At 36.2% G+C, this 21,432-nt stretch carries 17 protein-coding genes; 1 reads left to right on the top strand and 16 read right to left on the bottom strand.

What is annotated here, in order from left to right; genetic code table 11:
- Positions 1 to 136 precede the first annotated feature (136 nt).
- Positions 137 to 775 carry a cyclic di-AMP binding protein CbpA gene (cbpA, locus tag ACFFIS_RS04060; RefSeq protein WP_390186261.1) on the top strand — a complete coding sequence of 213 codons (639 nt, stop codon included), beginning with the start codon at positions 137 to 139 and terminating at the stop codon, positions 773 to 775.
- Between the two features lie 173 nt (positions 776 to 948).
- On the opposite strand, the gene ACFFIS_RS04055 is transcribed toward cbpA, so the two are convergent.
- From ACFFIS_RS04055 to secA, 16 genes are all read right to left on the bottom strand, one after another.
- The gene (locus tag ACFFIS_RS04055; RefSeq protein WP_390186259.1) at positions 949 to 1,278 is read right to left on the bottom strand and encodes a hypothetical protein; all 330 of its coding nucleotides are present in this window, start codon (positions 1,276 to 1,278) and stop codon (positions 949 to 951) included.
- A 719-nt stretch (positions 1,279 to 1,997) separates the two neighbouring features.
- Positions 1,998 to 2,357 (bottom strand): phage holin family protein, encoded by a 360-nt coding sequence (locus tag ACFFIS_RS04050; protein ID WP_320379601.1) that lies wholly within the window; start codon positions 2,355 to 2,357, stop codon positions 1,998 to 2,000.
- Positions 2,354 to 2,554, bottom strand: a complete 201-nt coding sequence (locus ACFFIS_RS04045) for a PspC domain-containing protein (RefSeq protein ID WP_320379602.1) — start codon at positions 2,552 to 2,554, stop codon at positions 2,354 to 2,356. Before ACFFIS_RS04045 ends, ACFFIS_RS04050 begins: the two co-directional genes overlap by 4 nt.
- Positions 2,555 to 2,614: 60 nt before the next feature.
- The gene (gene bshB2, locus ACFFIS_RS04040; RefSeq protein WP_320379603.1) at positions 2,615 to 3,280 is read right to left on the bottom strand and encodes a bacillithiol biosynthesis deacetylase BshB2; all 666 of its coding nucleotides are present in this window, start codon (positions 3,278 to 3,280) and stop codon (positions 2,615 to 2,617) included.
- A 40-nt stretch (positions 3,281 to 3,320) separates the two neighbouring features.
- The gene (locus tag ACFFIS_RS04035) at positions 3,321 to 3,671 is read right to left on the bottom strand and encodes a YojF family protein (RefSeq protein WP_320379604.1); all 351 of its coding nucleotides are present in this window, start codon (positions 3,669 to 3,671) and stop codon (positions 3,321 to 3,323) included.
- Positions 3,672 to 3,925: 254 nt separating this feature from the next.
- A complete protein-coding gene (gene uvrA, locus ACFFIS_RS04030; protein WP_390186256.1) occupies positions 3,926 to 6,799 on the bottom strand; it encodes an excinuclease ABC subunit UvrA in 2,874 nt (957 codons plus the stop codon).
- 53 nt (positions 6,800 to 6,852) lie between these two features.
- Positions 6,853 to 8,835 (bottom strand): excinuclease ABC subunit UvrB, encoded by a 1,983-nt coding sequence (gene uvrB / locus ACFFIS_RS04025; RefSeq protein WP_320379605.1) that lies wholly within the window; start codon positions 8,833 to 8,835, stop codon positions 6,853 to 6,855.
- A 251-nt stretch (positions 8,836 to 9,086) separates the two neighbouring features.
- Positions 9,087 to 10,106: a multicopper oxidase domain-containing protein gene (locus ACFFIS_RS04020; protein ID WP_390186254.1), complete on the bottom strand. Its 1,020-nt coding sequence runs from the start codon at positions 10,104 to 10,106 to the stop codon at positions 9,087 to 9,089.
- Between the two features lie 281 nt (positions 10,107 to 10,387).
- Complete coding sequence (locus tag ACFFIS_RS04015) at positions 10,388 to 11,566, bottom strand: PDZ domain-containing protein (protein WP_320379606.1); 1,179 nt, start codon at positions 11,564 to 11,566, stop codon at positions 10,388 to 10,390.
- A gap of 239 nt (positions 11,567 to 11,805) precedes the next feature.
- Positions 11,806 to 13,269: a S41 family peptidase gene (locus tag ACFFIS_RS04010; RefSeq protein WP_320379607.1), complete on the bottom strand. Its 1,464-nt coding sequence runs from the start codon at positions 13,267 to 13,269 to the stop codon at positions 11,806 to 11,808.
- A 197-nt stretch (positions 13,270 to 13,466) separates the two neighbouring features.
- Positions 13,467 to 14,897: a murein hydrolase activator EnvC family protein gene (locus ACFFIS_RS04005; protein WP_390186252.1), complete on the bottom strand. Its 1,431-nt coding sequence runs from the start codon at positions 14,895 to 14,897 to the stop codon at positions 13,467 to 13,469.
- 95 nt (positions 14,898 to 14,992) lie between these two features.
- The gene (gene ftsX / locus ACFFIS_RS04000) at positions 14,993 to 15,886 is read right to left on the bottom strand and encodes a permease-like cell division protein FtsX (RefSeq protein WP_390186251.1); all 894 of its coding nucleotides are present in this window, start codon (positions 15,884 to 15,886) and stop codon (positions 14,993 to 14,995) included.
- Positions 15,876 to 16,562 (bottom strand): cell division ATP-binding protein FtsE, encoded by a 687-nt coding sequence (gene ftsE, locus ACFFIS_RS03995; RefSeq protein WP_390186249.1) that lies wholly within the window; start codon positions 16,560 to 16,562, stop codon positions 15,876 to 15,878. Before ftsE ends, ftsX begins: the two co-directional genes overlap by 11 nt.
- A 392-nt stretch (positions 16,563 to 16,954) precedes the next feature.
- Positions 16,955 to 17,299 carry a cytochrome c551 gene (cccB, locus tag ACFFIS_RS03990; protein WP_320379609.1) on the bottom strand — a complete coding sequence of 115 codons (345 nt, stop codon included), beginning with the start codon at positions 17,297 to 17,299 and terminating at the stop codon, positions 16,955 to 16,957.
- A gap of 213 nt (positions 17,300 to 17,512) precedes the next feature.
- Positions 17,513 to 18,620, bottom strand: a protein-coding gene (gene prfB, locus ACFFIS_RS03985; protein ID WP_320379610.1) for a peptide chain release factor 2 whose coding sequence is annotated in 2 segments (ribosomal slippage) — positions 17,513 to 18,547 and positions 18,549 to 18,620 — 1,107 coding nt in all. Because the reading frame shifts where the segments join, the coding sequence is not laid out codon by codon here.
- A 107-nt stretch (positions 18,621 to 18,727) separates the two neighbouring features.
- A complete protein-coding gene (gene secA / locus ACFFIS_RS03980) occupies positions 18,728 to 21,244 on the bottom strand; it encodes a preprotein translocase subunit SecA (protein ID WP_390186248.1) in 2,517 nt (838 codons plus the stop codon).
- Positions 21,245 to 21,432 lie beyond the last annotated feature (188 nt).

The raw sequence follows: 21,432 nt of genomic DNA, 5'->3' as shown, positions 1-21,432 counted from the left end.
ATCATATTTTTATGATATGTAGTCGTCTTCTCCTATTTGCGTGCGTAATTTGTCATGAGTATGACTAGCATTCTTAGTGAATATATAGGACAATGAACATATATAATAAAATAATATATGTTGTGGAGGGATTTTCATGTTAGTCAAAAATGATTATGTCAATAAAGACCAAGTCGTATTCGTTAAGGAAGATGAAAGCTTGGAAGAAGTATTACAAACACTCGACAAATCTGGTTATAGATGCATACCTGTACTAGATGCTAGTGGAGAAAAGTTTGTAGGTAATGTTTATAAAGTTCATTTACTTGAACATGAGTTAGATCACGCCTTAAGTGGCTCATTGTCAGATCTCATTAAAAATCATGATGGCTATATTAAAGAAATGGATCCCTTTTTCAAGGTTTTTTCATCAATTCGTGAATTACCGTACTTAGCTGTTGTTGGTGAGGATAGAGAATTTCTCGGTATTTTAACAAATGGAAACGTGTTGCAAGTGCTTGAAAATGCTTGGGGTGTGCATAATGGTAGCTACTCCTTAACAATTGGGACTATTGAATATGCCGGTGCTTTAACGAAAATGCTAAGGGTTGTTAATAAATATTGTAATGTGCAAAGTGTTATTTCTTTAAATAATAATTCACAATATGTAAGACGCGTCTGTATAGTATTACCAGAAGAAGTAAATGAAGCTTTAGCAAATAAAATCTCAGCTGATTTAGAAAAAAACAACTTCACTGTAACTGATATTGAAGTGTTAAAAAAAGCTAGAGTTTAAATCTATGAGACTGTAAAGAAGTGGCCGTCTTATAGCAACATGCGATAGTATCTAAGTGAACTACTCCCACCACTTACCACCCTTACGGGTCGCTTGAAGTGGGAGACTTCTTTCGGAAGTACGTTAAAGAGGAAAGGACAGCATGGCTAGGCACCTGCTGTCCTTTCTTCTTTTTAATAAAAGCCCGGGCCATAACTCGGATAGCCTGGTGCTCCCATATATCCCGGATATCCCCCCATCATACCTGGAGGTCCAGATTGATAACCAGGTCCATAACCCGGGCCGTATCCCGCGCCAAATCCGGGACCGTATCCAGGGCCAAATCCAGGACCAAATCCGGGACCGTGGTGGAGTAACTCTCCTCCAAAAAAACCTAGGCCTGCTCCCAATAATCCTGCAGCAAGTGGACCAATTCCACCACCATATCCAGGACGAGGTCTACCTGGTCTGCGTGTATTTGGACCGCCACTTCTATACATTGGAACATACTGTTCATAATACATCTTTACACATGCTCCTTTTCCAACAAATATTGTGATGATAATCTGTTTCTCTATAGGGTATGTGTTGTAGTCCATCATTGGATAGGCTAGTTCACTATTTTTTGGGGATTGGTCTAAAGTTTTTTAAGACTTACTGTCTCATGTTATTATTTTTCAACTATGTTTATCCTACTAACGACAACGATATCTTGTTTTTATTCTGAATACTTGATACATCAATGCCGCATGACGATTTTCGAGATATGGCCCACGTATTTTTGGCTGCAAACAATTCATGAACATTTTATCACATCGGCACCGGTTTTCACCTCTTTGTAAGCATAAATCATGCTGCATACAACATGCATCTACCTCATTTATGGGAGTACCTGGACCACTACAACGGGCACCACACCATCGATATCCTGGAAATACACAACGATTACGACGCCTTCTCACTCTGATTGTAAACCTCCTCTCCTTCTATTTATCATATGTATAAAACCACATCGATGGATAAGCATTGACCTAAAGGTATATGGTGAAATTTAAATTAGTAGGTGGGTTTGTACCCCTCTTCTAATTGTTAGTCGAACGTATTGACCTTTTACTAGCGGTTGTTCCCTTATTAAGATAGCCAGTTAAACACTCTCCGATATATGCAAATTACTCGTAAATGCTAGAAAAAGCAGTTCAACAACTTTGAAAAATAGTCAAAATAAAAGACGTAGCATATGCTCCTACGTCGTAAGTGTATCTTTAATTAACTTATTTAAAATCACATTTAAAATGGAAAGCACAATTGCAGCAAGTAGAGCTGCGCCAAAACCATCAATAACAAAGGATGGACCTATTAAGCTTTGTGCGATCATGAGTGTTATCGCATTGATTACAAATAGAAAAAATCCCAAACTTAAAATCGTAATTGGTAAAGTTAAAATAACTAATATCGGTTTTACTATCATATTTAATATCGTTAAAATAATACTAGCTAATAACGCTGTACCAAACCCATCTAAATGAAATGAATCCATTAACTGGGCAACAATGAGTAAAGCAGCTGCGTTTAATACGAGTGATAAAATCCCTCGCTTTATCATATATGCGATCCTCCTTCACTTGGTATTAGGAGTGCGGCAGCTAGATACACGAGCGCTAATCCAAAAAAGGCAGTAAATACAAGCCCTATAACAAATAGTAAGCGCAATATGTTTGGATCAACCTTTAAATAAATTCCTAATCCTCCTAACACCCCTGCCACATAACGGTCTTTAGTTGAACGATATAATCGTTTCATCTTTAGCCTCCTTCAATAAATACGTAAAAGAGATTTTCATTTGCTAATCACATACTACTTTTAGAAATCCCACACGTAAAATTCTTCTTTTCCTAGTCTTTCCTGTGCTGCTTCACTTAAATCTTTGGCGATTGTTGAATGTTCTTTAAAGTTTCCAAGTATACCTTTTGCCTGCGTCTCGTGTGCTAAAATAGCAGCCATTTTTTTATCAAAGTAATTTGCAATATCAACTTTTATTTGTGGTTCGCCTAGCATTGCGAAACTATTGTCAGAGATAGCTTGGGCCCATACTTCAGGACGAACTTGCTCTTCCATCATACCGACTGCCTCAATCGTTGCTGCTCCAAGAGCATTATGATCCGGATGAACGGCATAGCCAGGATAATGGGTAATAACCAATGTTGGATGTAATTGTTCCAACTCCTCTTTTAGATGAGATGCAACCTCTTTTCGATCCTCAAATTCTAGCATTTTATCGCGGTAGCCTAATAATTTTAATTCGATATCAAGCACTTTACACGCATTGATCAGTTCCTTTTTACGTATCTCAGGTACTGATTCCCGATTTGCAATAATCGGATTCCCCATATTTCTTCCCATTTCACCTAATGTGCCACATAAATAGGTTACACGTACTCCTTCTTCTCTAAACTTCGCAATCGTTCCCGCAGCGCCAAACGATTCATCATCTGGATGTGGAAAAATAACGACAACATGCTTCTCCATATTTATCACCAATCTTTCTATTATCTGTTTAATTTATTCTTTAATAATTAAACGGTGTCTCACTAATTTGTAATGCTACCATTAAACGTCCATCCTGATCATGCCCAGCTAATAATAGTTTTGTTCCCTCAAATATTTCCCAGTCTGTCAATCCCTCTGCATAAATCCAACCAATATCCATTTTTAATCCTACGCGAAAGGTATTGTTTTCTTCCACAATTTTTGCTTGTGAAAAACGAACATTCGCATTACGAATCATGACGCCTACATTGTGGGCACGATTAAAATGACTTGCGTATGCACCATTTGTTGTTTCCAAATGAACATATACATCTTTATTTATAAAGTTTTCTAATTTTTGTTGTACAGTTGCTTGTAATATCGCATCCATATTTCTTCCTCCCAACTTCTACTATTTTTAGATTAACGAAATGACTGCCTAACGTCAAAACAAAAACCTTACTCATACTATAATATGTAACGGGTTTACATTCGTATGGGGATATCCATACATGATAAAGTGACGAATCATTTCATATATGATTAAAAAAGGGCTGAAACAAAACTACAGTTCAGCCCCACAACATTTTATATTCATTGTTAAAGCGATTGACTCATTCGGGGTCTGACCCCTATCACGCTCATTCATGATAAACTTTTTTCTGCCTCTGCTATGCGTTCTTCCATTCTTTTACGATCCCGTTCAATTACTGGTTGCAAATATTTTCCTGTATACGATTGTTCCACTTTTACAATCTCTTCTGGTGTGCCAGTAGCAATGATTTGTCCCCCACGATCTCCACCTTCAGGACCTAAATCAATAATGTAATCAGCTGTTTTAATAACGTCTAAATTATGTTCAATAATTAAAACCGAGTCACCATTCTCGACTAAGCGTTGTAAAACAATTAACAGCCTTTTGATATCGTCTACATGTAAACCAGTTGTTGGTTCATCTAGAATATAAAAGGATTTTCCATTTGAGCGACGATGCAATTCACTTGCCAACTTTACACGTTGCGCTTCCCCACCTGATAACGTTGTGGCAGATTGTCCTAATTTAATATATCCAAGTCCTACATCAAAAATCGTTTGTAGTTTTCTTTTAATGCGCGGAATATTTTCAAAGAACTCCAATGCCTCTTCAATTGTCATATCTAATACGTCAGCAATACTCTTCCCTTTATATTTCACTTCTAATGTTTCACGATTATATCGTTGTCCATGGCATACTTCACATGGAACATACACATCTGGCAAAAAGTGCATTTCAATTTTAATAATACCATCCCCACGACAAGCTTCACAACGGCCACCTTTAACGTTAAAACTAAATCGGCCTTTTTTATATCCACGTACTTTCGCCTCATTTGTTTGAGCAAATACATCACGTATATCATCAAAAACTCCCGTATATGTTGCTGGATTGGAACGTGGTGTCCGCCCAATTGGGGATTGGTCGATTTCAATTACTTTTTCAATATGTTCAATCCCTTTTATTTCTCTAAACTTACCAGGACGATGTTTGCCAGTATATAATTGTTTCGCAAGTGCTTTATAAATAATTTCATTTACTAACGTACTTTTACCAGAACCAGAAACTCCGGTAACAACAGTAAATAATCCAATAGGAATTTTAACATGGACATTTTTTAAGTTATTTTCCTTCGCACCTATCACTTCAATAAAACGGTCATCTGCTTCTCGGCGTTTAACAGGTAAAGGGATAAAGTCCTTTCCAGATAAATACTTTCCAGTTAACGACTTTCTATTTTTCATCACTTTTTCTGGTGTTCCACTTGCGACGATTTCTCCACCATGCTCACCCGCTCCTGGCCCGATATCAATCAACCAATCTGCTGCAAGCATTGTATCTTCGTCATGTTCTACAACAATTAAAGTATTATCAAGATCACGCATACTTTTTAACGTAGCAATTAACCTATCGTTATCTCGTTGATGAAGGCCAATTGATGGTTCGTCCAAAACGTATAATACCCCTGTAAGCGCAGAGCCAATTTGAGTCGCAAGACGAATTCGTTGCGCTTCCCCACCAGAAAGTGTTCCTGCTGTACGAGATAACGTTAAATAATCCAGGCCAACATTATTTAAAAATTCTAAGCGGTTATCTATTTCTCTTAATATTAAGCGGGCAATCTGTTCTTCTTTTTCACTTAACTGTAAAGTTTTGAAAAACTGTCTTGCTTCTATAATTGAATAATCCGTTACTTCACTAACGTGTTTATCATTTATTAAGACAGCTAGTGCTTCCGGACGGAGCCTGTATCCTTTACATGTTGGGCAATTTTTAATCGCCATATATTTTTCTAATGTTTCACGAGTGAATTCAGAAGCGGTTTCCTTATATCGCCTCGCAATATTATTCATTACACCTTCAAATACAATCATTTGATCTCGCTCATTACCAAATTCATTCATGTAATGAAAATGAATTTCTTCCTTTCCGCTTCCATATAACACTTTATTCATCAATTGCTCAGGTATATCTTTTACAGGTATATCCATATCAATTCCGTAGTGTGTACAAACACTTTTTAATAATTGCGGATAATATTGGGAACTAATCGGTTTCCATGCTTCAATGGCATGTTCATTTAAAGATTTCGTCCAATCTGGAATAACTAAATCAAGATCTACCTCTAATTTCGTTCCAAGTCCATCACAACTTGTACATGCTCCATAAGGACTATTGAAAGAAAAGAGCCGTGGCTCCAATTCACTTATTGAAAAACCACAAATTGGACAAGCATGATTTTCACTAAATAACAGTTCTTCTTCATCCATTACATCAACGATTACTTTCCCCTCACCAAGTGCAAGTGCTGTTTCCAAAGAGTCACTTAATCTACTTTCCACACCTGGTTTTACAATAATACGATCCACCACTACTTCAATATCGTGTTTTTTATTCTTTTCTAATTTAATTTCTTCCGTTACTTCACGTAATTCTTTATCCACACGTATCCTGACATATCCTTCTTGCTTTAACTTTTCAAGAACTTTTACATGTTCTCCTTTTCTTCCAGAAACGATTGGGCCTAAAATTTGAAGTCGGGTTCTTTCCGGTAACTCCATTATTCTGTCAACCATTTGTTGAATCGTCTGTGAAGATATTTCAATCCCGTGTTTTGGACATGTTGGATGCCCAATTCTCGCATATAGCAAGCGTAAATAATCATAGATTTCTGTTACGGTACCAACCGTTGAACGAGGATTACGACTTGTTGTTTTCTGGTCAATGGATATAGCTGGGGATAAGCCTTCTATCGTGTCGACATCTGGCTTATCCATTTGTCCAAGAAACTGCCGTGCATAAGCCGACAACGATTCAACATAGCGGCGCTGTCCTTCCGCATAGATTGTATCGAATGCTAATGATGACTTGCCCGAACCTGATAATCCTGTTAAAACGACAAGTTTGTTTTTAGGGATTTCAAGATTGATGTTTTTTAAATTGTTAGCCCTTGCTCCTTGAATTTTAATTGCTTTACTTGGCATCATGAATCAACCTTTCACATCTAAAGAGTTCAAAAATGTATCCATTTCTTCATTTACATTTCTGCTTTCAATTCAAATAGAATATCTCTAAGTTCAGCAGCACGTTCAAAATCAAGTGCTTTTGCAGCTTCACGCATTTCTTTTTCCATTTCATCTATCACTTTCAAGCGTTCTTGTTTTGACATCTTCGTTAAACTCTTCGCTTTTGATTCGTAAGCTGTCTCTTCCTCCGCTGCAATTGTAGCACGAATGACATCTCGTACTTCCTTCTTAATTGTTGTCGGCGTTATATGATGCTTTTCATTATATTCCATTTGAATTTTACGTCGACGATTCGTTTCATCTATCGCAACTTGCATTGATCTCGTAATCTTATCTGCATACATGATGACTTGCCCATTTTCATTACGAGCTGCACGACCAATTGTTTGAATCAAGGAACGTTCTGAACGTAAAAATCCTTCTTTATCCGCATCTAATATCGTGACGAGGGATACTTCCGGTATATCCAAACCTTCCCTTAGTAAGTTAATCCCAATCAGTACATCATATTTGCGAACACGTAAATCACGAATAATTTCAATCCGCTCTAAAGTCTTAATTTCCGAATGCAAATAGGCAACTTTAATGCCAACTTCCTTTAAATAATCTGTTAAGTCTTCTGCCATCTTTTTCGTCAAAGTTGTAACAAGTACGCGTTCATCTCGTTCCGTCCGTTTATTGATTTCTCCAATCAGATTATCAATTTGTCCTTCGATTGGACGAATTTCAATTTTCGGATCTAACAATCCCGTTGGACGAATAATTTGTTCGGTTACATCTGGAGCATGCTCTAACTCATAAGGGCCCGGCGTTGCTGACACATAAATCAATTGATTTGTCTTTTTTTCAAATTCCTCAAACCTTAATGGACGGTTATCTAGTGCAGACGGTAGACGAAAGCCATGGTCGACTAATACTTGTTTTCTCGCTCTATCTCCATTAAACATACCCCTAATCTGTGGCAACGTAACATGTGACTCGTCTAATACGACTAAGAAGTCATCCGGAAAAAAGTCGAGTAATGTATAAGGTGTTGCTCCTGCTTCACGCAATGTAATATGTCGCGAGTAGTTTTCAATGCCTGAACAAAAACCCATTTCCCGCATCATTTCTAAATCATAATTCGTTCTTTGTTCTAATCGCTGTGCTTCCAATAACTTGTTTTGTTCATGTAATTCTTGCAAACGTTCTTCTAGTTCTTTTTCTATACGCTCTATTGCTAATTTCATCTTATCTTCACCGGTAACGAAGTGTGAAGCTGGGAAGATTGCCACATGCTCGCGATCTGCTACAATTTCACCAGTGAGGGCATCCACCTCTCGAATGCGATCAATTTCATCCCCGAAAAATTCAATGCGGATACAATGCTCTTCTTTTGATGCAGGAATAATTTCAACGGAATCTCCACGTACTCGAAATGTACCCCGTTTAAATTCAATATCATTACGTTCATATAAAATATTTACAAGTTCACGTAATAATTCATCTCGATCCTTTTGCATCCCCATTCGCAAAGATAAAACTTGCTTGCGATATTCCTCTGGGGAACCTAACCCAAAAATACAGGAAACACTCGCTACAATTAAAACATCCTGTCTTTCAAATAAAGAAGATGTTGCGGAGTGGCGCAGTTTATCAATTTCGTCATTAATACTTGCATCTTTTTCAATATACGTATCAGATGAAGGCACATAGGCTTCTGGCTGATAATAATCATAATAACTAACGAAGTATTCTACCGCATTATTAGGAAAAAACTCTTTAAATTCACTATATAATTGGCCGGCTAACGTTTTATTGTGGGCCATGACCAAAGTTGGACGATTAATTTCTTTTACGACATTGGAAATTGTAAAGGTCTTTCCTGTCCCAGTTGCCCCAAGTAATGTTTGGTGGCGTTGTCCAGCCAATACCTTTTTTACTATTTCTTCTATTGCCTTAGGTTGATCGCCTTGTGGCGTATAAGACGATACAAGCTCGAATTTATTTTCCAAAGGTAAAATCTCCCTTCGTTTTATATCTTTCCATAGTGTATCATACTTTCATATAATCAAACGTTTCTCCTATATATACTGCTATTAGTATACCAAAAAACGAACAGACATTCGAATAATATACATTATAAAAACAATAATTGCTTACAACTCAAACACCAACATCATACCCTAATATTATAAATTTTGAAAAGGCTCGTTCACAGGGGTACTCCCCCTATGAACGAGCCTTTTAATGGTGCAACACTTTATTATTCTGTAACTTCTAATAGACCTGCTGCGCCTTTTTCTACATGATTGAATTGGTGTGTAACAAATGTATATGTTCCAGCTTCTTTTACAGTAAACTCAACAACTGCACCGCCACTAGCAGGTAACATAATTGTTTGCATTCCTTCAAAGTGATTAACTGGATTTCCGTCTATATATACATCATCAAATAATGTTCCGACAACGTGAAAGCTACTTACTTCATTTGGACCGACGTTGTTAATATAGAAGCGTACTTTATCACCAACTTTTGCAGTCAGTGGTTCATCTTTTAAATCTGTTGTTGTACCATTTGTATTTGGTTGTCCATCATGCAATGCCTTTGTAGAAAATACAACTGCTGTTGGATTACCGTCTGTCATATCTTTTAAGTCATTATATTTGTACCATTCATTTTGAATAATAACATATTCTTGATCCACTTCGTTATCTGTAGGATAGCCATCTTTTGGCTTCACGATAATAACACCATGCATTCCATTTGCAATATGTGTTAATACTGGATTGGTTCCACAATGATACATAAATACGCCTGGATTATCCGCACTATACGTGAATGTACCTTCTTCATTTGGCATTACGTCAATAAAGTTTTTACTTGGTGCTGTGTGTACAGCGTGAAAATCCATGCTATGCGGAATGGCAGGGTCATGGTTATCTAAAGTAAAGTGAATCGTATCTCCTTCATTTACGACAACCAATGGGCCTGGGGCTTCTCCATTGAAGGTCCAAGCTTTATATACATTACCTGGTGCAATTTCAATATCTGTAATTTGTGCTGTCATTTTCACATAAACATCTGTACCTTTACGTTCCATTTCTAATGGTGTCGGTTTTTCATTTATTCCTTCATGCGGTTCAAATACTTGCGTTGATTCAACTTGCTGCTTTTCCTTTGCTTGCACTTGACTTACCTCTTGTTGACCTTGACCACAACCTGCTAATAAAAGCGTAATCGCACTTAAACCTACTAATGTTTTAAGTCCCATTTTTTTCATCATAAACTTTCACCCCTATAATTTTAGATAAGTTCCACTTCGTATAATGGTAGAATGAATGCAGGATGAATGCTGTGGCTTATCTTTAATTACATTATAGGAGATGTTCCTTTCATCACATGTGACTTAAATCACATTAATTAGATGAAATGTGACTAAATAGCGACAGATATAACCACTGTTAAAACGTTGTTAACATTGGATTTTCAATAAAAAATGGTGCTAATTACCAGCATAATTAGCACCATAGTTTGTGAACAGTTACACAACCTCGCATTTGAATTTTAACTCTGTCGGTATGGTTCTTTTGTAAATAACAAACCAAGTTCATGATGTTCCCCTTCGTATAATGCACTTTGAATGAAACGTACTTCTCCTTTATCGTCGATTACATCTAATTTAAAATATGCACCGCCGTCTTGTAATGCTTCATAAAACTCATGTTCATCTTTAATTTTCTTGCCATTCACTTTCATAATTTTCTCACCTACAGACATGTCAAAGCGATCAGCAGGCGTACCCGGAATGATACCTAATATTTGTATACCCGTACCTTTCTGATAGTAAAATGGTGTCTGCTCCTTGTCTTTGACACGTTGGCGATAATGAATCATTTCTTGTCCTATAATCGCGATAATAACGGCAATAAAAGATAGCCATTTCACATATACACTTCCTGCAGCTAGCATGAGGACAATCAGACCAAGTAGAAATATTTGTAAAGATATTCTTTTGGCAACTACTGTCGCGATATTACTCCGCACTTTAAAATCAAATCCTACAAGAAAAGGGACAAGTAACAATCCAAAAGTATTTTCTTCGCCTAAAGGTATATAAGGCCAATAATCAGCAAATGGTGTAATAAAGCCAGTCGGAACTAACACAAAGAGGGGCATAACATGTAATCGCCTTACATGATGTTGTCCAATCCATCCACCTCGATTACTTCTCGCTAACGCAGGGAATGTTTCATTACGTTTTATCTTTCGTAAACTTACAGCTTCGGCTAATAAAAATAAACCTAGTAATAGACTTAAACCAATTACATTTGTTTTACTAAATAACGTTTCCGGAAAGACTTCCTGCTGTTGCATAAAATATGGCAAAAATAAAAGTGCAATATATGTTAATCCTACTGTATAACTTGGGGACAATAATGTGAATTTGCATGTTATACTTAATAGAATCATGACGGCAGATAGAACGAGCATTGTCTCATATGTAAAAATGACCCCTGCTACAGCTAATAAAATGGAAATAATGAGACCACATAAAATAGAAAAAATCCATGTATGTTTCCATTCTGCAAAAACATCATAAATTTTTGTTCCAAAGTTTTTCCGTTCTTGTTTCACACGAAGCATGCCTGCACCTATTACTAAAATGATAGTCCAATAAGTTAGTGGATTTATGAATAGCTTTCCAAATGCCCTAGCGAGTTCAAAAAACCAATCTTCTAGCATAACAATCACCTCATCTCATTCAAATCTTTTCTTCTCTTCAGTATAGCATGATTTACTTAGTAGACTCGTATTTTAACCTATCATTTTTACAGAATTAGCATTTTATATGTCCACAAATTCTTAAATTTGTAAATTACACAATCATAAGTTACACCAGCCACAACTAGATTTCGTTGTATCATAAACACACGATTTTGCAACCTGCAAAAAAGACTGCCCATAAATGGACAGTCTTTCGATTATTTATATAGCTCTTGTAATGCCTTTTCTAGCTGTTGATCATCTTCACCATTACGGATGTGTTCAATAATTTTCGCCTCAACCAAGGAAGCTGTTTGTTCATCAACAATTCCAGTTTGTTTTAGCTTATTATCTTTTTGAAATGCCTTTACAGCCTTTTCTGTTTCTTTATCAAAATAGCCATCTTCTCTACCATCATAATATTTTAATCCGTGTAGCATCATTTGTAAGTTCTGTACTTTATCACCTGTATGATCGTAACTTAATGGCTTCTCTATTTGAAGTGGATTTGTAAAGTAATATTCGGGTTGCTCTTGTTTAATTGTCGGTTCTATTCCTTTTTCATGGATCCAATTTCCTTTTGGTGATAGCCATTTGTAGAAAGTAAGTTTAACTGTACTACCATCCCCAAGCTCAACTGCTTGTTGAACAGTTCCTTTCCCAAAACTATTTGTTCCGACAATATCATACCCTATTTCTTTCATTGCAACAGCTAATATTTCTGATGCTGAAGCACTCCCTTCATTAATGAGTACTTCAATAGGATAATCCTTTTTTTCATCTAACTCTGTAAAATATTTATCTTTTTTTCCATCTCTATCTTCAATCTGTACATATGGAACATCTTTTGGTACGAAGTTTTGTAGTATCTCTTCAACTGAGTTTAATAATCCACCTGGGTTTCCACGTACATCAATAATTAAACCATCCATACCTTTTTCTTCTAAATCTGTAAGCTGTTCCTTAAATTCAGCAGATGTTCTTTCTGAAAAGTTCGTTATCTCTATCATTCCAGTCTTTTTTCCGTCTCTGTTTTCCATTTTAGAATAAACGGTTTCAACTGGAATTGTGTCACGGACAAGGGTGATACTTAAGCTCTCTGTTGACCCTGGTCTCATTATTTCAAGTACTACCTCTGATCCCTTTTCACCACGGATTTTTGCGACTGCTTCTTGTAAGTCGAGTCCTTCCAAACTTTCTCCATCAACAGTTAGCACTTGATCATTGGGACGTAATCCCGCTTTTTCAGCTGGAGAGTTTTTTATTGGTGCTACAATGGTCACATTATTATTTACCATACTTACCTCCGCACCAATTCCTTCAAACGATGACTCTATTTGCTCATTAAATTGTTCCATCATTTCCTCGTCCATATATGAACTATAGGGGTCTTCTAATGAAGTCAGCATTCCTTGGATGGCACCCTCGATTAATTGCTTGTCATCAACCTTTTCTACAAAATGTTGTTTGATTAAACTATAAGCTTGCGCTACCTTTTGCATATCTTTTGGCGTTTCAACATTTTGCTTCGTTATTGGATCCTTTGATTCTTTTAACTCATCGTTTTGACTTGAAGTTTGATTGAGAGATGTGGCTAAATTGACACCGACATAAGATCCAATAAAACCAAGGAATAACGCTCCTAATAACAGAAGTATAATATGTTGCTTTTTTAATTTCATACGATTGTTTCACCCCAAATAATGTATGTATTTGCCTTTCTCCAATTATCATTTAGTATGAAAGAAAGATTCCTTTCAAAAAATGATGATTTGCTTTATCTTCTCACAATTTTACCATTAATTAAATATTTATTCACATGAGACGAAAAAGACACCACATTTTAATGTGATGTCTTTAATATTAAAGGAATTATGCTTTAATAACAATAATTTACATGTGGCAAATAACTTTTACCATTTGGTGCCGTACCTAATGGGTTGACTGCATTGCTATCTCCACTCCAACCTCCACGGTGAATTTCAAAGTGTAAGTGTGGCGCATAATTACCGCCTGTATTGCCCGATAAACCAATAGCCTGACCAGCACTCACAGCTTGTCCTTCATGTACATGTATACTACTTAGATGCGCATATAGTGTCGTATATGATACACCATTAATATAGTGAGAGATTAATATTACATTTCCATATCCATTCATTTTACCATCATGTTCTGTATTCACCTGACTTACAACCCCAGATGCTGCGGCTGATACACTAGTACCAATGGAAGATCTGAAATCAAGTCCCCTATGAAGCTTGCCCCAACGATAACCAAATGGAGAAGTGTAACAATATGGTACTGGCGTACGGAATAAACCATTACCACTACTTCCTACATTTGGTGGTGTTTTAGATCCACCTGAATGATTATTATTATTCTTCGCTCTTTGTCGTTCTCGTTTCTCTTGTTCTTCTATATTTTTCTTTTCTTGTTCAGCGAGTTTTTTAGCCTTTTCAAGCGCAACAGCTTGTTTTTGTAAAATTTCCTTTTCATCTTCCAATGAAATCTTATATTCTTCTAATTCCTTTTGTTCCTTTTTTAATTTCTTTTGGACTATTTTCTTTTCTGCTAACTGTTTATCTAACTGTTTTTTCAATGTATTCAATTCTTGCTTTTGTTCTTCTAATTCACTTTTTTTAATTTCTACTTTTTTCTTTGAGCGTTTAACTTCTTCCGTCTTTTCTTCTAATTGAACTTTCTTAATTTGCAATTCAATCCGGTCATCCTCTAATGCTTCCATAATAGATTGATCGGAATCCATAATTTTTGTTACAGCAGTCGACCTACTAATAAAGTCACTAAAGCTTTTGGAGCCGAGTAGGACTTCTATATAGGTCATTTGTCCACCTGTTTGTTGCATGGAACGTAATCTTTCTTTTAAGATTTCTTCTCTTCTCTCAATACTAGCCTCTAACTCTTGAATTTCTATTTTTGTATCTTCAACTTGACGGTTTAAGCGAGTGATTTCTTCTTGCAAACTCGTTATCTCTTGATTGGTCATGATAATTTCATTTTCTTTGGCTTGTACCTTAGATTTTGTCTTATTAAGTTTTTCGTCTACCGTTTCAATATCATTTTTTACTGACTTTTGTTTATTTAAGTTTTCGTCAATCTTTTTCTTCGTATTTTGTTGATCTGTGTCTATATTATCTTTCTGTTTATTTACCTTTTCCTTTTCTTTGTTGATATCATTAATTTTATTTGTTACATCGTCAACTGATTTTGCGTCAACATATGTTAAATTCATCGTACCTGTCATAAAGACAAGTATGAGAATCGCTATACTCATCACACGTTTATTCAATCTTTCTTCCCCTTTCTGCCGCAATATCTGTAAAAGTGAAGTATGTAGGGAAAAGTGCCAATCTAGTTCATTGACACTCTAAACTTTTAACTTGTTTATACTTTTAAGAACTTACGAACACTCATCACACTTCCCCAAATTCCGATGAAGGCACCGATTGCGAGAACAATCAAGGATAATTGCCATGCAAATGGGTTAAATGGTAATAGTTCGAAAAACGGAATTGATACATTACCTTGGATACTATGAATCAAGTAACGATAACCAACTAGAATGAAAGTAATCGGCACAATCGAACCTAGAATACCTAGAAGCGCCCCTTCAATAAAGAATGGCCAACGAATAAATCCATTTGTTGCACCTACTAATTTCATAATCCCGATTTCTTTACTTCGTGCCATGATTGTTAGTTTAATTGTATTTGAAATTAGGAATATCGCTGTTAATACAAGTCCAATAATTAACACCAAACCTACTATTCTTGCATATTTAATAAAGTCAAAAAGCTTTTCTACCACATCTTTACCATAGGTCACTTTTTCAACTTTATCTAAGCTTTTTATTTTTTCTGCAATCGTAACAGTATTCTCAGGTTTTTTAGCTTTTACTATAAGCGCATGATTTAATGGGTTATCTTGTTCAAATAATTTAAAAGCTTTTCCTTCTTGTCCCATTCCATCCATTAAATTTTTCAATTCCTCTGATTTGGATGAAAAGATAACAGAATCAACTTCTGGATTGTCTTCAATATCATTTTTTAATGTTTGCACATCCGAATCTTCCGCTGTAACATCGATTAATACTTTTATGACAACATCGTCTTCAACTTTTTTCGACATATTGTTCAAGTTTAAAATGACAGCAAGAAATGTTCCAACTAAAATTAATGTAACAGTTACAGCTCCCGCTGAAGCAACCGTCATCCAACCATTCCGAAATATATTCTTCATTCCTTCGCGTAAGTGTCGCTTTAATGTTCTAACCTTCATAGCCATAATCACCTCGGTATTCGTCTCTCACTATTCGGCCGTTCTCAATCGCAATCACACGTTTTTTTATCGTATTTACGATTTCTTTACTATGTGTAGCCATAATAATGGTTGTTCCCTGGGAATTAACAGTTTCAAGAACCCGCATGATTTCCCACGAAGTTTCCGGATCTAAATTACCAGTAGGTTCATCGGCAATAACGATTTTAGGATTGTTTACAATTGCTCTAGCTATTGAAATCCGTTGTTGTTCACCCCCAGATAATTCATCTGGTAGGAAACGAGCTTTGTTTTTTAGATTTACTAAATCCAACACTTCCATGACTCGTTTACGTATATTTCGGGGAGTCTCTTCTATTACTTCGAGTGCAAATGCAATATTTTCATAGACTGTTAGTTTCGGTAAGAGTCTAAAGTCCTGAAATACCACACCAATATTTCTTCTTAACATTGGAACCTTATTCTCTTTCATTTCACTTAAGTCCATATTATTTATAATTACTTTTCCTTTTGTTGGTTTAATTTCACGATAAATACTTTTAATAAAAGTTGATTTACCCGCACCACTCGGACCAACAATATAAACAAATTCACCTTGCTCTATATCAACAGATATACCATTTAATGCAATTACACCATTGGTATATGTTTTAAATACATTTTCCATTAGGATCATATGTAATCCACCTTTTACCCTATTTTTATTTTCATTATTTATGATTATCTTTTTTTATTTTGTTTAAAAAAATGCACGACTATATTATAACATTTTTCTACACCTTTTCAGATGAAAAAATATTACAATTGTATTTCAAACTGTTGGTTTTTGTCATATTGGGGGCAATTTTTGGGAATTTTGTAGGATTAGCAAGTTATTTGTTTTGCGGGATTACTTTTTAAATTGAATTGGTACTTTTGTCTTATAAATCATACCATAAAAAAAAGACTGGGATAGCTTGACTCCCTCGTTCAACTACAGTAACTAGTAAAACGTGTTTCATACTGTGTGTAGTAGTTGAGGTGTCTCACACTTTGCTCTCATCCCAGCCTCTTTATAAATACAAATCCTTATTTTTTAGCTGCAAGCCATTCTGCCAATTCTTTTGCATCTTCATCAGATACTTGCTTTTGTGGGGCCATGCTACCAATTCCATTGTGAATAATATCTTCAATTTCTTCTGCGCTATGCTTAGATCCAATCTTTCTTAGATCATGCCCAGCTCCACCTGATAAATCTTGTCCATGACACATAGAACAATTTTGTTGGTAAATTTCTTCTGCAGCTGATGCAGTTTCTCCACCAGTATCTGAACCAGTGTCTTTATCCTTGGAAGCGCCGTCATCTCCGCCGCCGCCACAAGCACCAAGTACTAGTGCTGTACCAAATAATACTGCTAATAGTTTTTTCTTCATCAATAAATCCCCCTCACGAGTTTAGTCTATTTGACACTCTTATTATAACCAATTTCAGCTATTTTAAAACTCCAAAAGGGGGAATTGGAAGACATAACCATGCAATGAAAATCATGCCAATCACTGATACAACAAGGGATAGGATGATTTTTGTCAAATTCATGACTTTCTCATTTTTACACTTTATCAAAGTACAAAACAGGGGCGTTATGCCTACTGATCATTCATATGTTCACGTAAATAAGCGTCAATAAATGGATCTATATTCCCATCCATTACACTTTGACCATTCCCTACTTCAATATTTGTTCGGTGATCTTTTACCATTGTATATGGATGAAAGACATAGGAACGGATTTGACTTCCCCAACCTATTTCTTTTTGTTCCCCACGGATACTTGCTAATTCCTGTTGTTGTTTTTCTATTTCTAATTGATATAATTTAGATTTTAACATTTTCATGGCAGCTTCTCGGTTTTTTATTTGTGAACGTTCGTTTTGACAAGTAACAATGGTGTTAGTCGGAATGTGTGTAATACGGACTGCAGAATCAGTGGTGTTTACATGCTGTCCACCAGCTCCACTTGCCCGATACGTATCCACTTTGATTTCCTCAGGTTTTATATCTATATCAACATCATCACTTAATTCTGGTGTAACATCGCAAGAAACAAATGATGTATGGCGGCGTCCAGATGAATCAAATGGTGATATGCGAACGAGGCGGTGTACGCCCTTTTCTGCTTTTAAATAGCCATAGGCATTATGACCTTTAATTAATAATGTCACACTTTTTACACCAGCTTCGTCTCCAGGTAAATAATCAACAGTCTCTACCGTATAGTTTTTACCTTCAGCCCAACGTTGATACATTCGAAGTAATAGGCTTGCCCAATCTTGTGATTCTGTTCCACCTGCTCCTGGATGCAGTTCTAAAATTGCATTGTTTGCATCATACGGATCACTTAATAAGAGCTCTAGTTCGAAGTCATTCATCAGTTTTTGTAGTTGATTTACATTTTCCTCAAGTTCAGCAAACAACTCTTCGTCATACTCTTCTTTCATTAATTCATATGTTACTTCTATATCATCGACACTATTTTCAATTTCATTGAAGCTTGTCACTAAATGTTTAAGTCCATTTGCTTCATTAATTACCGTTTGAGCTTTAGACTGGTCATCCCAAAATCCTGGTTCCGTCATATCGATTTCTAGTTCTTTGATACGTGTCTCTTTTTCTTCTAAGTCAAAGAGACCCCCTAAATTGCGCGAGACGCGTTTTCATCTTTTCCAATTCGCTTTTAATTTCTGCTAATTCCATTTCATTCACCTCAAAATAAATGTCGTCTTTCAGGAAAGAAAATCGGCATGAGCGCCGATTTTCAATCATCTAGATTCTAATAAATATCATATATATATCGAAACTTATTACTTACCGTGACAATTTTTATATTTCTTTCCACTACCACACGGACATGGATCATTCCGTCCAATATTATTTTGTCTCACATAAGGTGTACGTTTTTTCGGCTTTTCTTCGCCACCACCTGCAACTGCTTGTGTATTTTTAACAACAGGTTCTCGTTGCAAGTTTTCCCGAATTTGTGCTTTCATAATATATTTAGCAACTTCATCTTCAATAGAAGCAACCATTGCCTCAAACATCGCAAAGCCTTCTAGCTGATATTCGCGTAACGGGTCATCTTGGCCATATGCTCGTAAATGAATTCCTTGGCGCAATTGATCCATTTGATCAATATGATCCATCCACTTTGTATCTACGGTACGTAGTAAAATAACCTTTTCAAATTCACGCATTTGTTCTGATGTCAATTCTTCTTCTTTTTCATCATAACGTGATTTCACTTTATTCATCAAGAATTCTACAATTTCTTCTGGTTCCTTACCTTTAATATCCGCTAATGCGACATCTTCTTGGTTTAGTAAGTTCCCATGCGCAAATTCCACAATAGCTTGTAAATCCCAGTTGTCTTCGTCATCGTCTTGTGTATGTGTTTGGACAACTCGTTCAATGGTTGATTGGATCATACTTTCAATAATTTCTCTTAGCTCGTCACCTTCTGAGTCAATAACCTCAAAACGTTGTTTATATATGATTTCACGTTGTTCACGAAGAACATCGTCATAGGAAAGAACGGTTTTACGCGCATCAAAGTTATTACCTTCAACTCTTTTTTGTGCAGATTCTACTGCACGTGAAACCATTTTACTTTCAATTGGCTGGCTGTCATCCATTCCTAAACGTTCCATCATTGATTTTAAGTTATCAGAGCCAAATCGACGCATGAGTTCGTCTTCCATTGACAGATAAAATTGAGACATACCAGGGTCACCTTGACGTCCTGAACGTCCACGTAGCTGGTTATCAATTCTTCGTGATTCATGGCGTTCCGTTCCGATTACCGCAAGACCACCTAATTCTTTTACACCTTCACCAAGCTTAATATCTGTCCCACGACCGGCCATGTTTGTGGCAATTGTTACGGAGCCCTTTTGCCCCGCCTGTTCAATGATTTCTGCTTCACGATAGTGGTTTTTCGCATTTAATACATTATGTTTCACGCGGGCTCTTTTTAATAAGTCTGAGATAAGTTCAGAAGTCTCTACTGCTACGGTACCAACTAAGACAGGTTGTCCTGCTTGGTGACGTTCCTTAATTTCTTCTACAACAGCTTTGAACTTACCTTCCATCGATTTATAAATCATATCTGCGCGGTCATCACGTGCAATAACTTTATTCGTTGGAATCGCGATGACTTCCATATTATAAATATTACGGAATTCTTCCTCTTCGGTTTTAGCCGTACCAGTCATCCCAGCAAGTTTTTTGTACATTCTAAAATAGTTTTGGAATGTAATCGAGGCCAATGTCATGCTTTCATTTTGAATTTGCAAGCCTTCTTTCGCTTCGATAGCCTGGTGCAAACCATCACTATACCGACGGCCTTTCATCAATCGCCCAGTGAACTGGTCAACGATGACAACTTCTCCCTCTTCTACAACATAGTCTGTATCAAGGTGCATCGCAACATGTGCCTTTAATGCCTGATTAATATGATGAATCAAGGACACATTGTCTAAATCAAATAGATTTTCAATATTGAAATAGCGCTCAGCTTTGTTAATTCCTTCTTCTGTCAACTGCACTCCTTTTGTTTTTTCATCATACGTATAATCCGTTTCACGTGTTAATGTATTTACGAAACCATTTGCTTGCATATAAAGGGAAGTTGATTTCTGTGCAGATCCAGAAATAATAAGTGGTGTTCTCGCCTCATCAATTAAAACAGAGTCCACCTCATCGATGATTGCAAAGTTTAAAGGTCGTTGTACCATTTGCTCTTTATAAAGCACCATATTATCTCGCAAATAATCAAAACCAAACTCATTATTCGTTCCGTATGTTATATCGGCAAGATATGCTTCTCTTTTTTCATCTTTTGATTTACCATTCACATTTAATCCTACTGTCAAACCTAAGAATTCAAAGAGTACGCTCATTTCAGAAGCATCACGGTCCGCTAAATATTCGTTTACCGTAATGATATGAACACCATCTCCTGAAAGGGCATTTAAATAAGCCGGCATTGTGGAGGCAAGGGTTTTACCTTCCCCGGTTTTCATTTCCGCAATATCACCCTCATGTAAAACGACAGCCCCTATTAGCTGCACAGTAAAAGGACGCATATGCAAGACACGTTTAGAAGCTTCTCTTACAACTGCATAAGCTTCTACAAGTAGGTCATCCAAAGTTTCTCCATTTTGATAACGTGTCTTAAATTCTTCTGTCTTTTGTTTCAATTGATCATCACTAAGTTTTTCATACTCCGGCTCTAAAGCTTCAATTTGATCAACTGTTTTTTGTATTTTATTAATTTTACGTTGGTTTCCATCACCAAAAATCTTTTTCAATATGTTTGCCATTTTAAAACGCTCCTCTATCATTCAAACATATATACAATATATTATGTCATCATAATAATAATCTAGCTTTAATAATAACACTTTCCTATAGGCAATGACAACCGTGAATATAGCCATCACATCATTGTGATAGGAATAGATATTTAATGGGGATTAAATATGAAAAAGAGCAGTTAGGAGATAACTAC

This window comes from Paracerasibacillus soli, assembly GCF_042432965.1.
GTDB classification, from domain to species: domain Bacteria; phylum Bacillota; class Bacilli; order Bacillales; family Amphibacillaceae; genus Paracerasibacillus; species Paracerasibacillus soli.
The sequence above is the reverse complement of the archived record's forward strand: the minus strand, read 5'-3'. Positions and strand labels throughout refer to the sequence as shown.